The 13,296-nt window shown below is 72.6% G+C and carries 13 protein-coding genes and 1 pseudogene; 5 read left to right on the forward strand and 9 right to left on the reverse strand.

The window, feature by feature from the left end:
- The first annotated feature begins 90 nt into the window (after nucleotides 1–90).
- The 3 genes from ACGH52_RS06455 (at nucleotide 91) to ACGH52_RS06465 (ending at nucleotide 3,099) form a co-directional block, all read left to right on the forward strand.
- Nucleotides 91–1,245, forward strand: coding sequence for a cellulose binding domain-containing protein (locus ACGH52_RS06455; protein WP_399938125.1), 1,155 nt, complete (start codon nucleotides 91–93; stop codon nucleotides 1,243–1,245).
- Between the two features lie 173 nt (nucleotides 1,246–1,418).
- Nucleotides 1,419–2,516, forward strand: coding sequence for a lytic polysaccharide monooxygenase (locus tag ACGH52_RS06460; protein ID WP_399938127.1), 1,098 nt, complete (start codon nucleotides 1,419–1,421; stop codon nucleotides 2,514–2,516).
- A gap of 157 nt (nucleotides 2,517–2,673) precedes the next feature.
- Complete coding sequence (locus ACGH52_RS06465) at nucleotides 2,674–3,099, forward strand: luciferase family protein (RefSeq protein WP_076973240.1); 426 nt, start codon at nucleotides 2,674–2,676, stop codon at nucleotides 3,097–3,099.
- On the opposite strand, the gene ACGH52_RS06470 is transcribed toward ACGH52_RS06465, so the two are convergent.
- Complete coding sequence (locus ACGH52_RS06470) at nucleotides 3,062–4,663, reverse strand: MFS transporter (RefSeq protein ID WP_399938129.1); 1,602 nt, start codon at nucleotides 4,661–4,663, stop codon at nucleotides 3,062–3,064. The two genes, ACGH52_RS06465 and ACGH52_RS06470, sit on opposite strands and share 38 nt — an antisense overlap.
- Before the next feature lie 73 nt (nucleotides 4,664–4,736).
- Nucleotides 4,737–5,210, reverse strand: a complete 474-nt coding sequence (locus ACGH52_RS06475; RefSeq protein WP_121704855.1) for a MarR family winged helix-turn-helix transcriptional regulator — start codon at nucleotides 5,208–5,210, stop codon at nucleotides 4,737–4,739.
- A gap of 162 nt (nucleotides 5,211–5,372) precedes the next feature.
- Here ACGH52_RS06475 and ACGH52_RS06480 point away from each other — a divergent pair, with 162 nt between their 5' ends.
- The gene (locus ACGH52_RS06480; protein WP_059297808.1) at nucleotides 5,373–5,741 is read left to right on the forward strand and encodes a DUF779 domain-containing protein; all 369 of its coding nucleotides are present in this window, start codon (nucleotides 5,373–5,375) and stop codon (nucleotides 5,739–5,741) included.
- Nucleotides 5,742–5,768: 27 nt separating this feature from the next.
- Here ACGH52_RS06480 and ACGH52_RS06485 read toward each other — a convergent pair whose 3' ends face one another.
- Nucleotides 5,769–6,338, reverse strand: a complete 570-nt coding sequence (locus tag ACGH52_RS06485) for a TetR/AcrR family transcriptional regulator (RefSeq protein WP_399938132.1) — start codon at nucleotides 6,336–6,338, stop codon at nucleotides 5,769–5,771.
- 102 nt (nucleotides 6,339–6,440) lie between these two features.
- Between ACGH52_RS06485 and ACGH52_RS06490 the strand changes: the two are divergent.
- A pseudogene (locus ACGH52_RS06490) lies at nucleotides 6,441–7,930 on the forward strand (MDR family MFS transporter).
- On the opposite strand, the gene ACGH52_RS06495 reads toward ACGH52_RS06490, so the two are convergent.
- The 6 genes from ACGH52_RS06495 to ACGH52_RS06520 all read right to left on the reverse strand — a co-directional run bounded on the left by ACGH52_RS06495 (nucleotide 7,920) and on the right by ACGH52_RS06520 (nucleotide 13,239).
- A complete protein-coding gene (locus tag ACGH52_RS06495; RefSeq protein ID WP_003977636.1) occupies nucleotides 7,920–8,114 on the reverse strand; it encodes a hypothetical protein in 195 nt (64 codons plus the stop codon). The pseudogene ACGH52_RS06490 and the gene ACGH52_RS06495 sit on opposite strands and share 11 nt — an antisense overlap.
- A 115-nt stretch (nucleotides 8,115–8,229) precedes the next feature.
- Nucleotides 8,230–9,093, reverse strand: a complete 864-nt coding sequence (locus ACGH52_RS06500) for a phosphatidylinositol-specific phospholipase C/glycerophosphodiester phosphodiesterase family protein (RefSeq protein WP_076973244.1) — start codon at nucleotides 9,091–9,093, stop codon at nucleotides 8,230–8,232.
- 179 nt (nucleotides 9,094–9,272) lie between these two features.
- Entirely contained in the window at nucleotides 9,273–10,361 is a 1,089-nt protein-coding gene (locus ACGH52_RS06505) for an acyl-CoA dehydrogenase family protein (RefSeq protein WP_399938133.1), read from the reverse strand.
- A complete protein-coding gene (locus ACGH52_RS06510) occupies nucleotides 10,358–11,539 on the reverse strand; it encodes an acyl-CoA dehydrogenase (RefSeq protein WP_121704852.1) in 1,182 nt (393 codons plus the stop codon). Before ACGH52_RS06510 ends, ACGH52_RS06505 begins: the two co-directional genes overlap by 4 nt.
- Nucleotides 11,536–12,516: an NADPH:quinone oxidoreductase family protein gene (locus tag ACGH52_RS06515; RefSeq protein ID WP_399938135.1), complete on the reverse strand. Its 981-nt coding sequence runs from the start codon at nucleotides 12,514–12,516 to the stop codon at nucleotides 11,536–11,538. The genes ACGH52_RS06510 and ACGH52_RS06515 overlap by 4 nt, the downstream gene beginning before the upstream one ends.
- 147 nt (nucleotides 12,517–12,663) lie before the next feature.
- Nucleotides 12,664–13,239: a helix-turn-helix domain-containing protein gene (locus ACGH52_RS06520; RefSeq protein ID WP_121704851.1), complete on the reverse strand. Its 576-nt coding sequence runs from the start codon at nucleotides 13,237–13,239 to the stop codon at nucleotides 12,664–12,666.
- Between the last annotated feature and the right edge of the window lie 57 nt (nucleotides 13,240–13,296).

Below are 13,296 nucleotides of genomic sequence, written 5' to 3' on the forward strand. Positions count from 1 at the left end.
CCGGTAAGTGGGAGCGCTCCCATCAGTGGGGAGTTGGGAGCGCTCCCGCACCGGCCCCTCCTCCTACCCCCACCCTCCCGGAGAGGCCCCATGCGAACGCTACGGCCCCAAGCCCGCCCCCCTCGCGGCCTCTTAGGCGCCCTGGGCGCGGCCTTGGCGATCTTCACCCTCGTCGCATCACTCGTGACCGCCGCGGCACCGGCCCAGGCGGACACCACCCTCTGCGAGCCGTTCGGGACGACGACGATCCAGGGACGGTACGTCGTCCAGAACAACCGCTGGGGTTCCAGCGCTACCCAGTGCGTCACCGCCACCGACACCGGCTTCCGGGTCACACAGGCCGACGGCTCGGTGCCGACCAACGGAGCACCGAAGTCGTACCCGTCGGTCTTCAACGGCTGCCACTACACGAACTGTTCGCCGGGCACCAGCCTGCCCGCCCGGCTCGACACCGTCTCCCGGGCGCCGTCCAGCATCTCGTACGGCTTCGTCGACGGCGCCGTATACAACGCCTCGTACGACATCTGGCTGGACCCGACGCCCCGGACCGACGGGGTCAACCAGACGGAGATCATGATCTGGTTCAACAGGGTGGGCCCGATCCAGCCCATCGGCTCACCGGTGGGCACGGCCACCGTCGGCGGACGGACCTGGGAGGTCTGGAGCGGCGGCAACGGCTCCAACGACGTGCTGTCGTTCGTGGCACCGTCGGCGATCACCGGCTGGAGCTTCGACGTCATGGACTTCGTCCGGGCGACCGTCGCGCGTGGACTCGCCGAGGACGACTGGTACCTGACGAGCGTTCAGGCCGGGTTCGAGCCCTGGCAGAACGGCGCCGGACTGGCCGTGAACTCCTTCTCGTCCACCGTCGAGACCGGCGGCACCCCGGGCGGCCCGGACCCCGACCCCGGCGAGCCGGGTGACGCGTCGGCGTGCGCGGTGTCGTACGGCACGAACGCCTGGCAGAACGGTTTCACCGCGGACGTCACCGTCACCAACACCGGTACGGCCCCCGTCGACGGCTGGCGGCTCGCCTTCACGCTGCCCTCCGGCCAACGGATCACCCACGCCTGGAACGCCTCCGTGACACCGTCCACGGGTGCCGTCACGGCGACCGGCGCGAGCCACAACGCCCGGATCGCACCCGGCGGCAGCCTGTCGTTCGGCTTCCAGGGCACCCACGGCGGAGCGTTCGCCGAGCCGACCGGGTTCCGGCTGAACGACACCGCCTGCACCACGGCATAACGGCCCCACCGCCTCCCCGCCCGTCCGGTCGAAGCGCCTGCCCCGGACGGGCGGGGGTTCCATCCCGTCCCCGACACCGACACCGACACCCTGATCTTGTCATGGACGGATCATCCGTCAGCTCACTGCTCACTGCTCACAGCTCACTTACGGACCGGAACCAGGAGACCCCTATGGTTCGACGCACCAGATTCCTTTCCCTGGCGGCGGTGCTGGCCACCCTGCTCGGCTCGCTCGGCGTGACCCTCCTGTTCGGACAGGGGCGGGCCGAGGCGCACGGCGTCGCGATGATGCCCGGCTCCCGCACCTACCTGTGCCAGCTGGACGCCAAAACGGGCACCGGCGCCCTCGACCCGACGAACCCGGCGTGTCAGGCCGCGCTCGACCAGAGCGGCGCGACGGCCCTGTACAACTGGTTCGCCGTACTCGACTCCAACGCGGGCGGCCGCGGCGCCGGATACGTGCCGGACGGCACCCTGTGCAGCGCCGGTGACCGTTCGCCGTACGACTTCTCCGCCTACAACGCCGCCCGCTCGGACTGGCCCCGCACGCATCTGACGTCGGGTGCGACGATCCCGGTGCAGTACAGCAACTGGGCGGCCCACCCGGGTGACTTCCGGGTGTACCTGACCAAGCCGGGCTGGTCGCCCACCTCCGAGGTGGGCTGGGACGACCTGGAGCTGATCCAGACGGTGACCAACCCGCCCCAGCAGGGTTCGGCGGGCACCGACGGAGGCCACTACTACTGGGATCTCGCGCTGCCCTCGGGCCGCTCGGGTGACGCGCTGATCTTCATGCAGTGGGTGCGTTCGGACAGCCAGGAGAACTTCTTCTCCTGCTCGGACATCGTCTTCGACGGCGGCAACGGAGAGGTCACCGGCATCCGCGGTTCCGGCAGCACCCCGAGCCCGGATCCGACGCCGACCCCGACGGACCCGACCACCCCGCCGCCCACGCACACCGGTTCCTGCATGGCCGTGTACTCCGTGGAGAACTCCTGGGGCGGTGGCTTCCAGGGCTCGGTCGAGGTGATGAACCACGGCACCGAGCCGCTCAACGGCTGGGCCGTGCAGTGGAAGCCGGGCAGCGGGACCACGCTCGGCGGGGTGTGGAACGGATCGCTGTCCAAGGGCTCGGACGGTACGGTCACGGTCCGCAACGTGGACCACAACCGTGTCGTCCCACCGGACGGGAGCGTGACGTTCGGCTTCACCGCCACGTCGACGGGCAACGACTTCCCGACCGACTCGATCGGCTGCGTGACTTCCTGACGTATGCCTGACGCACGCTCGACGCGCGCACGATAGACGTCGGGCGCGCGTCGGGGCACGGTCGGCGGGACCCCAGCAGGCTCCCGCCGACCTCACGTGCCGGTTACGAATCGCTCAACCTCTGGTTGCGACGCGGTGATCGAGCGACGATAGGGCCATGACTCCGGCCCAGCACGCCTTTGAGCGGCTGCAAGCCTGGCCCGACCTCTCGGCGGGTCAGGCCAGTTGCGGAACCGGACGGGCTCTGTGCTCCGTCCGCGACGAGATCGTCCACTTCCACTCGGACCGGGACGTGGACCTCCACCTCACCCACCGGGCCATCCAGCGCTTCCAGTACGACCTCGGCGGCTCCACCGCCATCCGTCTGGTGCCCGGCTCCCGTTGGGTGACCGTGCACCTGGACTGCGACGCGGACGTCGACCTGCTGCTGAGCCTGGTGAGCATCGCGCTCAAGGCCCATCAGTCGCGCCCCCCGGCCGACGGCGCCCCGGGACTCATGGGGCCGACGGGGCTCTCGGCGTCCCAGGGGTGCAACTTCCGCCGGGTCACGGTGCTTCCGCGCGCCGCGGCCGGGGAGGCCTGAGTCCGGCCGCGGCGAGCGCCGCGCCGAGCACGCAGAGGGCGCCGGTGACGACGACGGCCACGTGGACGCCGTTCATGAACGCCTGCCCGCTGCCCTCCACCACGGCGGCCCGCAGCCCGGCCGGCATGTCGCCGGAGACGGGCGCCACGCCCATCGCCACCGCGTCCTTGGCCTCCTGGAGACCACCCGCCACGGCCGGGGGCACGCCCGCGCCGGTCAGCTCACCGGTGAGGGTGCTGCCCACCTTGGCGCTGATCAGGGAGACCAGCACGGAGGTGCCGAGCGCGCCGCCGATCTGCAGGGTCGTCGCCTGGAGACCTCCGGCCACACCGCCGTCCCGGACGGGGGCGTTGCCCACGATGGCGTCGGAGGAGGCGGACATCACCATGCCGACGCCGAGGCCGAGCGCGATGAAGGGCGGCCACATCGTGGCGTAGGAGGAGTCGGTCTGCCAGGTGAGCATGCCGAAGCAGGACGCCGCCTGGAGCAGCATGCCCAGCGGCATGGTCAGCCGGGGCCCGAAGCGCTGGGTCAGGGCCGCGCCCAGGGGCGAGGCGACCAGCGAGGCGAGGCTGAGCGGGAGGGTCCGCACGCCCGCCTCGACCGGCGTGAAGCCGCGCACGTTCTGCAGGTACAGCATGACGAAGAAGATCACGCCGAGCATCACGAAGAAGTTCAGCGCGGTGATGACCGCGCCGATGGTCAGCGCGCGGCTGCGGAACAGGCGCATGGGCAGCAGCGGGTGCTCCACGCGGGTCTCGTACCGGCCGAACACGAGCAGCAGTACGAGGCCGGCGGCGACGGCGCCGAGGGTGCCGGCGGAGGTCCAGCCCCAGGTCTCGCCCTTGACCACGCCGAAGACGACGGCCAGGAGGCCGAGGGCGAGCAGGACGAGGCCGGGTATGTCGAAGCGCTCGCGGCCCGCGGCGTTGCGGCTCTCGGGGAGGACGAGGGCACCGAAGGCGATGGCGGCGACACCGATGGGAGCGTTGATGTAGAACACCGACTCCCAGTCGACGTGCTCCACGAGGAGGCCGCCGACGATGGGCCCGAGTGCCGTGGCGACGGCGGAGACCATGGCCCAGATGCCCACGGCCATGCCGAACTTCTTCGGCGGGAAGACGGAGCGGAGCAGGCCGAGGGTGTTGGGCATGAGCAGGCCGCCGAAGACACCCTGGAGGGCGCGGAAGGCCACGACGCCCTCGATCGAACCGGACAGGCCGATGGCGACGGAGGCGAGGGTGAAGCCGGCGACACCGACCAGGTAGTAGGTGCGGCGGCCGAAGCGGTCGCCGAGCTTGCCGCCCAGGATGAGGGTGGCGGCGAGGGCGAGCAGGTAGGCGTTGGTCACCCACTGGAGCTGGGCGGTGGACGCGTGCAGGTCGCGGCCGATCTCAGGGTTGGCGATGGCGACGACGGACCCGTCGAGCTGGACCATGAACAGGCCGAACGCGACGGCGAGGAGGGTCAGCCACGGGTTGGACCGCAGGCGGCCGGCCACCGGTGGGACGGGGGCGGTCTCGGCCGCGGGCACGGCGGAGTGGTCCACGGATGTGGAGGGCATGACGGAGTCTTCTCTTCCGGATCAAGGGGTGGTGCGGGAAGCGAACGGCCCGCCGAGAGGGCGGGCACGTGTGTCAGCGGACGCCGGGGTGGAGGTGCCGCGTCAACGCTTCGAGTGCTCCCAGGGCGGAGCCGAGCGCACCCTGCTCGCCCTCGGTGAGGGAGGTCAGGGCGTGCCGGATGAACGCGGTCTCCAGTTCCCGCACCTCGGACACCCGCTCACGGGCCGTGGCCGTGAGGTGGAGGTGGGCGACCCGCTTGTCGGCGCTGTCCCGCCGGCGCTCCAGGTCGCCCTGCTCGGTGAGCTGGGAGACCAGGGCGCTGACGTTGTTCGGCTTCATCAGCAGGGCCTCGGCGGCCTCGCGCACCGTGGCGCCCTCGTGCTGCGCGACGTACCGCAGCAGGGCGAGCTGCCCCTCGGGGGGCTTGGGGTGCGGGTACCGGGCGGTGACCTGTCGGTCCAGCGCCCGGTGCAGCGCGGGAAGGCACGCCGCGAGCCCGGAGGCCACGCGGTCGGCGTCCCGGCGAGGGGTGCTGGAGTCGGTCACCCGCGCACAATAGATATGACGAGATAGGTATGTCAAAGGAGGTAGCCGAGAGACCGGCCCTCGGGGCCCCGCCACCGCACCCGCACCCGCACCCGCACCCGCGCGCCCACTCGCACCCGCGCGCAACGCACTCGCAACCTTCGCCGTGCTGCCATGCACGGCATGGGTGACACATACGAGGAGACCCCGCGCGTCGAGCTGACCCCCGAGGCGTCCGTACTGCTGCGGCGGCTCCGCGAGGCGCACGGCCCGCTGATGTTCCACCAGTCCGGCGGCTGCTGCGACGGCAGCGCCCCCATGTGCTACCCGGCCGGCGAGTTCCGCACCGGCGCCTCGGACATCCTGCTCGGCGAACTGACCGTCGACGGCGTGGCGGAGCCGGTGGAGTTCTGGATGTCGCGGAGCCAGTACGAGGCGTGGCGCCACACCCGGCTGACCGTGGACGTCGTCCCGGGCCGGGGCAGCGGCTTCTCGCTGGAGGCGCCCGAGGGAGTGCGCTTCCTCATCCGCTCCCGGGTCGTGGACGCCTAGGGGACCGGCCCCCTCCCGCCTCGGCCGTCAGCTCACCAGGGGCAGGAAGATCGTGTCGACGATCTCCTCGACGACGTCGCCGGGGACCGGCGCGAGGGTCGCGAGGATCTCCTGGCGCAGCAGGTCGAAGGGGAGGGACCTGACGCGCCCGGTGAGCCGTTCCGGCCTCGCCTCGCCGCGGGCGACGGCCCGGTCGTAGACCTCGGCGAGCGCCTCCGCGGACTTCCCGCGCGCCGCGTCGATCAGGTCGCCGGGGTTGGTGCCGGTCTCCTGGTAATACCCGGCCAGGTGCGCGTACATGAGGATGACGAGCCGGGCGTTGGCGGTCCCGATCTCCCGCATGAGGGCGAGGACGTCCCCCCGCAGGCTGCCCGTGTCGGGGGTGGCGACGCGCGCCTCCTCCAAGGCGTGGGCGACGGCCGCCCGGGCCAGCTCGTCGCGGTGCGACCAGCGGCGGTACAGCACCGGCGGGCTGGTGCCCGCGCGCTTGACGACGGCGTCCATGGTGAACCTGGCGTAGCCGCGCTCGGCGAGTTCCTCCCAGGCCGCGTCCAGGAGCGCCTTCTCCAGTGCCGCTCCGCGGCGCCGCTGAGCCATCCACGCCACCTCTCGCTTGGGAAAGAGTTGCCTTTCTTATTTTAGCGGCCCTACTCTGATCTAAGTAAGAAAGACTTCTCTATCTTAAGGAGGTGGGGGTTCGTGACCACCCCCCATGGGACCGCGCCCCCGGCGGCGGATCCCGATCGCATCGACCCCACCGTGTGGCGCATGGGGGCCACCCTCGTGGTGGGCGCGCTCGCCGTCGTCTTCGACACCACCGTCGTCAGCGTCGCGCTGGGCGACCTGGCGCAGGAGTTCGACGCCCCGCTGGCCACCATCCAGTGGGTGAGCACCGGCTATCTGCTGGCGGTGTTCGTCACCATCCCGCTCGCCGTGTGGGCCCAGTCGCGCTTCGGCGGCCGGCGGCTGTGGATCGGGGCCCTGGGCGGGTTCCTGCTCGGCTCGGTCCTGAGCGCGCTGGCGTGGAGCGCCGCGAGCCTGATCGTCTTCCGTGTCGTCCAGGGCCTGGCGGGCGGCGTCATGATGCCGCTCACGGCCACGCTGCTCATGCAGGCGGCCAAGGGCCGCCACCCGGGCAAGGTCATGGCGATCATCACGGTGCCCACCGCGCTCGGCCCGATCCTCGGCCCGGTCCTGGGCGGCCTCACCCTGCATCTGGCCGACTGGCGCTGGATGTTCTTCGTCAACGTCCCCTTCTGCGTCGTCGGCGGCTGGCTGGCCCTGCGCAATCTCCCCGACGACCGGCCGGAGCCCGGCGGCCCCCGCGTCCGTCTGGACGTCGTCGGGCTGTTCCTGCTCTGCCCGGGCGTCGCCGCCCTGATCTACGGCCTGTCCCGGGTCGAGGGCAGCGCGGGCTTCACCGGCGCCGAGGTCCTCGTGCCGCTGCTCGGCGGACTCGCCCTCGTCGGCGGGTTCACCGCGCGGTCACTGACCCGAACCGGCGGCGCCCTGGTCGATCTTCGACTGTTCCGCCACCGGGCGGTGGCCTCCTCGGGCGCTCTGCTCTTCCTGGGCGGCATCGCCCTGTACGGGCCGATGATGCTGCTGCCCCTGTACTTCCAGCAGGTCCGCGGCGAGGACGCCCTCGGCGCCGGGCTCCTGCTCATCCCCCAGGGCGTCGGGGCGCTCCTCGCTCGCGGCCTGGCGGGCCGGTACATGGACCGCGTCGGTCCCCGCCGGGTCGCCGTGACCGCCTTCGCCTTCGTCGCCGTGGCCACGGTGCCGTTCGCCTTCGTCACCGCCGACACCGGCGAACCCCTGCTCATGGCGGCGCTGTTCGTGCGCGGTGTCGCGCTCGGCGCCGCGATGATCGCGCCGATGGGCGCCGCCTATGTCGGGCTGCGGCACCAGGAGATCCCCGACGCCGGTGTCATCACCCGCATCGCCCAGCAGATCGGCGGCTCGGTGGGGATCGCGGTGCTCGCCGTCGTCCTGCAGCACGCCTCCCTCGACGCCCACGGACCGAGCGCCCTGGCCGACGCGTTCGACCGGGCCTTCTGGTGGTCGGTGGCCCTCACCGCACTCGCCGTCCCGCTCTGCCTGCTCCTGCCCGGTCGGCCGGAGCCCCCGCCCGCCGTCGGGACGGCGCCGACGGACGCGGTGGCCGACCCCGCCGCCCTACGGTCTGAGGCTGCCCACGATGTCCGCCGTCGCGGTCAGTCCGCTGTTGATGGTGGGGGCGATGCTCGTGCTCGCCAGGTAGAAGCCGAGCAGCAGGCACACCAGGGCGTGCGAGACCTTCAGTCCGCCGTTGCGCAGGAAGAGCACCGCCAGGATGGACAGCAAGAGCACCACAGAGATGGAAACGGCCATCGTCAACCTCCTCCGCCACGTCCACTTCGCGGCGTTCGGCCGTAAGTGTGGCGTAGCGGAGGGTTCGTCCGGGCGGCTGACCTGTCCTCCGAACGAGTGGTGTTCCGGCGCTTCCCTACGCGCCCCGGTGGGCGTCGAGGAACGCCTCCAGGCCCGCGAGGTCGTCGGTGTTGAGATGATCGACACCGGCGGCGAGCAGTTCGGCCCAGACGGCGTCCCGCGCGGGCCCCGCCACGTCGGGGGTGGCCCAGAAGCGCACCCGCTGCCCGCGGGCGTGGGCCGCGCCCACGATGTCCCGCAGCTTGCGCCGCTCGGCCGCCGGGAAGGCGCCCACGCCCTGCCAGGTGAAGTTGAGCGTCCAGTTGTCGCTGATCAGCGGGACGAACGAGGCCGGTACGGGGGTGCCGAGGTCGCTGAGGCGGCCGTCGTAGAAGGCGCGACGGGTGCGCTGGGCCTCCATGGGCGCGCGGGCGGCCCGGTCCCCCGAGACCACCGCGGTGACCGCGCCCGGGAACACCCGTCCATGGGCGTAGGAGGTGAACAGGTGCTGGTAGCGGCGCAGTCGGCGGTCGAGTTCGAGGTACGTCGCCGCTCCCTCGGTCTTGATGTCGATCAGGAGTTGCAGGGAGCCGCGGTCCCGCCGGTAGACCCGGCCGTGGTGCGCGCGGACCCGGGCGGCGAGCGGGTCGAGGTAGAGCGACTCCAGGGTGCGGGACGGGTCGAGGTCCTCGGGGTCGTGGGCGACCAGGAGTTGGCCGCCGACCAGGTAGATGTCGGCCTCGACGCTGCCGAAGCGGTGGTCGAGGGCGTCGAGGAGGGGGCGGGGGTGCTCGTAGTCGTTGTGGGCGTGCGCGCGCCACAGCGGGCGCGGTCCGTGCCTGCCTTCGGACGCCAGCGCGGTGCCGGCGGGCAGGGCGACCGCGCCCGCGAGGGCGGCGCCGAGGGTGGTGAGGGCTCTGCGTCGGGTGGTGAGGGCCATGCTCTGCCTCCCTGGAGGTGCCGTACGGGACCCAGTGAGTATGGGGTCCCGTCCCTCTCAGGGAGCAGAGCCGTGCGGGGAGTTGGCCGGACCGCCGCCGGTCGTTCACTTCACCGGCGCGGTCGCCGCACCGAACGCACCCGCGTGTCCGAGCGGATACGTCGGGTGCGTCGGGTACGTCAGGGAGCCCGCAGGTCGACCAGTTCGGCGAGCGCCGCGCGGTGGCTGCCCGCCGCGCCGTAGGCGATCGAGTCGGCCTTGGCCCGCTTGAGGTACAGGTGGACCGGGTGTTCCCACGTCATGCCGATGCCGCCGTGCAGTTGCAGCGCCTCCTCGGCGGCGTGGACGGCGACCTGGGCCGCGTACGCCTGGGCCACGGCGACGGCCACCTCGCTGTCCGTGCCGGTCGCCAGGGCGTCGGCCGCGTTGCGGGCGGCGGCGCGCAGGCCCGCCACCTCCAGCCACAGCCGGGCGAGCCGGTGCTTGAGCGCCTGGAAGCCGCCGACCTGGCGGTTGAACTGCCTGCGCTCCTTGAGGTAGCGGACCGTCTCGGTCAGCAGCCAGTCGGCGAGGCCCAGTTGTTCGGAGGCGAGCAGCCCGGCACCGGCCCGCAGGGCCTGGCGCACGGCGGGCTCCGCCTCACCGAGGCGACGCGCCGGTGCACCGTCGAGGGTCACGCGCGCCAGCGGCCGGGTGGGGTCGAGCGAGACCTGCGGAGTCACCGTCGTGTCGGCGGCGCGGACCGCGTACAGGCCCCCGTCGTCCGCGGGCACGAGCAGCACGTCCGCCGCGGAGGCGTCGGCGATGCCGGTCAACTCCCCATGCAGTACGCCTGCTTCGAGCCGTGCCGACGAGGCCGCGGCGCCCGGTGCGACGTGCAGTCCGGCGGCGAGTACCGCGACGGTCGTGGCGGACGCCAGCTCTCCCAGCAGGTCCTCGGCCCCGCAGGCCAGCAGGGCCTCGGTGGCGACGACGGCGCTCGTCAGGTACGGCACCGGCGCGACCGCGCGGCCCAGCTCCTCCAGGACGACGGCCGCCTCCCGGTGCGTGGCGCCCTGGCCGCCCAATTCCTCCGGGATCAGCAGGCCCGCGAGACCCATCGAACCGGCGAGGGACTTCCACAGCGGCACGTCGTGCGGTGCGGCCGTCTCGGTGCGGGTGATGACGCCCGCCGGGTCGCAGTGGTCGGTGAGCAGGTCCCGTACGGCGGCGCGCAGCGCCTCTTCCTCCTCGGAGTGGAGCAGCGCGGGCTCCGGCTGTGCGCTCATCGGGCGAGGTCCTTCCATGCGACGTCCTTGTCGGTGCGCGGCTCGGCGGGCAGGCCGAGGACGCGCTCGGCGACGATGTTCAGCAGGACCTCGCTGGTCCCGCCCTCGATGCTGTTGCCCTTGGACCGCAGGTAGCGGTATCCGGCGTCGCGGCCGGTGAAGTCGACCAGCTCGGGACGGCGCATGGTCCAGTCGTCGTAGAGCAGGCCCTCCTCGCCGAGGAGTTCGACCTCCAGGCCGCTGATCTCCTGGTTGAGCCGGGCGAAGTTCAGCTTCATCCCGGCGCCCTCCGGGCCGGGCTGGCCGGCCGCCAGCTGCTGGCGCAGGCGCACGCCGGTGAGGCGGGCGACCTCGGCCTCGACCCACAGGGCGAGCAGCCGCTGGTGCAGGTCGTGGGTGCGCAGTTCGGGGCGCTCCCGCCAGGTCGCGGCGATCTTGCCGATCATGCCGCCCTCGCGGGGGATCGGCGTGCCGCCGATGGCGACGCGTTCGTTGTTCAGCGTGGTCTGCGCGACCCGCCAGCCGTCGCCGGTCTCGCCCAGGCGGCGGGAGTCGGGGATGCGGACGTCGGTGAGGAACACCTCGTTGAACTCGGCCTCGCCGGTGATCTGGCGCAGCGGCCGCACCTCGACGCCGGGGTCGGTCATGTCGCACACGAAGTAGGTGATGCCCCGGTGCTTGGGCACGTCCGGGTCGGTGCGGGCGATGAGGATGGCCCAGCGGGCGAGGTGGGCGCTGGAGGTCCACACCTTCTGGCCGTTGACGACCCAGTCCTCGCCGTCCGGGACGGCGCGCGTGCCGAGGGCGGCCAGGTCGGACCCGGCGCCCGGCTCGCTGAAGAGCTGGCACCAGACCTCCTCGCCGGTCCACAGCGGACGCAGCAGCCGGCGCTTCTGCTCCTCGGTGCCGTACTGGAGGATGGTCGGGGCGGCCATGCCGAGGCCGATGCCGATGCGCCGGGGGTCGTTGTCGGGGGCGCCCGCGGCCGCCAGCTCGGCGTCCACGACGGCCTGGAGGGCGCGCGGGGCACCGAGACCGCCGAGCCCCTGCGGGTAGTGCACCCAGGCCAGTCCGGCGTCGAAGCGGGCCCGGAGGAAGTCCAGGCGGTCCGTGCCGGCCGGTGGGTGCGCGGCGAGCAACTCGCGCGTACGGTGGCGCAGTTCCGCTGCGTCGGTCATGCGGCGGCTCCCTTGTCCAGGTTCTCCGGTACGACGGCCAGGCGGCCGGTCGTCCTGCCGTCGGCGACGCGCTGCACGGCGTCGGCGGCGTCGGCGAGCGGCACCCGCTCGCTCACCAGCGGCTTGATCGCGCCCCGTGCCGCCAGCTCGGTGAGCTGTTCGTGGCAGTGCCGGACCAGCTCGGGGTTCTTGGTGTTGTACAGGCCCCAGTGCAGGCCGAGGATCGCGTAGTTCTTCACCAGCGCGTGGTTGAGCGCGGGGCTGGGGATCGTGCCGCTCGCGAAGCCGACGACGACGATCCGGCCCTCGAACGCGACGACCTTGGCGGACTGGGCGTACGCCTGCCCGCCGACGGGGTCGTAGACCACGTCGGCGCCCCGCCCGCCGGTGGCCTCCTTCACGGCGGCGACGACGTCCTCGGCGTGCCGGTCGACGACCGCGTCGCAGCCCAGCTCGCGGGCGACGGCCGCCTTGTCCGGGCCGCCGACGACGCCGATGACGGTGGCACCGGCCGCCTTGCCGAGCTGTACGGCGGCGCTCCCGACGCCGCCCGCGGCGGCGTGCACGAGCAGGGTCTCGCCTGCTTCCAGCCGGGCCCGGCGGTGCAGGCCGAACCAGCCGGTCTGGTACCCGATGTGCAGGGCGGCGGCCTCGGCGTCGTCGAGGGCGTCCGGTGCGGGCAGCAGGGCGCGCGCGTCCGCGAGGGCGTACTCGGCGAAGCCGCCGTGCGGCAGTGCCGGGTTGGCGATGACGCGGCGGCCGTCCTCGGTCTCGCCGCAGATCTCCACGCCCGGCGTGAACGGCAGCGGCGGCCGGACCTGGTACTGCCCCCGGCACAGCAGGGCGTCCGGGAAGTTGATGTTCGCGGCGCGGACCCTCAGCAGGACCTGGCCCTCGCCCGGCGTCGGCGCCGGCACGTCCGCGAGGCGCATCACCTCGCCCGGCTCGCCGTTCTCGTGCACCTGCCATGCCTGCATGCGGGGCCTCCACCGACTGCGTCGTCCGACCGGGTCATCCGCATACTAAGCGGTCGCTTGTCGATCAGGGAACAGGATCGGAGACCGGATCACGGAGAAACGGGGGCGGGACAGGAGCGGGAACCGGAGCGCGAACAGCCGGGGGGCTCACGCCTGCGCGGGCCGCGCCCGTACGTGCATCCGCTCGCCCTGCGGGCCGAAGAGGCTGAGGAACTCGGCCGGCCCCTCCCCCGTCGACCCGAACCAGTGCGGCACCCGGGTGTCGAACTCGGCGGCCTCCCCCGCCGACAGCACCACGTCGTGCTCGCCGAGCACGAGCCGCAGCCGGCCGGAGAGGACGTAGAGCCACTCGTACCCCTCGTGGGTGCGCGGGTCGGGCTCCTCGCTGCGCTGGGGTTCCAGCACCTTGAACGCCTGGAGGCCGCCCGCCTGGCGGGTGAGCGGCCAGTGGGTGCGGCCGTGCCGCACGATGGGCTTGGCGCGCACCCGGGGGTCGCCGACCTGCGGGGCGCCGACCAGTTCGTCCAGCGGTACCTGGTGGGCCTGGGCGATCGGCAGCAGCAGTTCGAGGCTCGGCTTGCGCAGGCCCGACTCCAGCCGCGACAGGGTGCTCACCGAGATCCCGGTCGCCTCGGACAGCGCCGTCAGGGTCACCTCACGCTCCTTGCGCACCTGGCGGAGTCTCGGCCCGACACCGGCGAGGACATCGTCTGCGGTCGTCATGTGTTTATTGCAGTTCCGGCAAACTTGTTTGTCAATACCGTGCTGTCCGAGCGACCT

The organism is Streptomyces sp. BBFR25, assembly GCF_044590125.1.
GTDB lineage: Bacteria > Actinomycetota > Actinomycetes > Streptomycetales > Streptomycetaceae > Streptomyces > Streptomyces canus_D.

Bases quoted from the DNA above. Each gene is read 5' to 3' on its own strand.
- ACGH52_RS06455 (WP_399938125.1), top strand. From the start codon at position 91: ATGCGAACGCTACGGCCCCAAGCCCGCCCCCCTCGCGGCCTCTTAGGC.
- ACGH52_RS06460 (WP_399938127.1), top strand. From the start codon at position 1,419: ATGGTTCGACGCACCAGATTCCTTTCCCTGGCGGCGGTGCTGGCCACC.
- ACGH52_RS06465 (WP_076973240.1), top strand. From the start codon at position 2,674: ATGACTCCGGCCCAGCACGCCTTTGAGCGGCTGCAAGCCTGGCCCGAC.
- ACGH52_RS06470 (WP_399938129.1), bottom strand. From the start codon at position 4,663: ATGCCCTCCACATCCGTGGACCACTCCGCCGTGCCCGCGGCCGAGACC.
- ACGH52_RS06480 (WP_059297808.1), top strand. From the start codon at position 5,373: ATGGGTGACACATACGAGGAGACCCCGCGCGTCGAGCTGACCCCCGAG.
- ACGH52_RS06485 (WP_399938132.1), bottom strand. From the start codon at position 6,338: ATGGCTCAGCGGCGCCGCGGAGCGGCACTGGAGAAGGCGCTCCTGGAC.
- ACGH52_RS06495 (WP_003977636.1), bottom strand. From the start codon at position 8,114: ATGGCCGTTTCCATCTCTGTGGTGCTCTTGCTGTCCATCCTGGCGGTG.
- ACGH52_RS06500 (WP_076973244.1), bottom strand. From the start codon at position 9,093: ATGGCCCTCACCACCCGACGCAGAGCCCTCACCACCCTCGGCGCCGCC.
- ACGH52_RS06505 (WP_399938133.1), bottom strand. From the start codon at position 10,361: ATGAGCGCACAGCCGGAGCCCGCGCTGCTCCACTCCGAGGAGGAAGAG.
- ACGH52_RS06510 (WP_121704852.1), bottom strand. From the start codon at position 11,539: ATGACCGACGCAGCGGAACTGCGCCACCGTACGCGCGAGTTGCTCGCC.
- ACGH52_RS06515 (WP_399938135.1), bottom strand. From the start codon at position 12,516: ATGCAGGCATGGCAGGTGCACGAGAACGGCGAGCCGGGCGAGGTGATG.
- ACGH52_RS06520 (WP_121704851.1), bottom strand. From the start codon at position 13,239: ATGACGACCGCAGACGATGTCCTCGCCGGTGTCGGGCCGAGACTCCGC.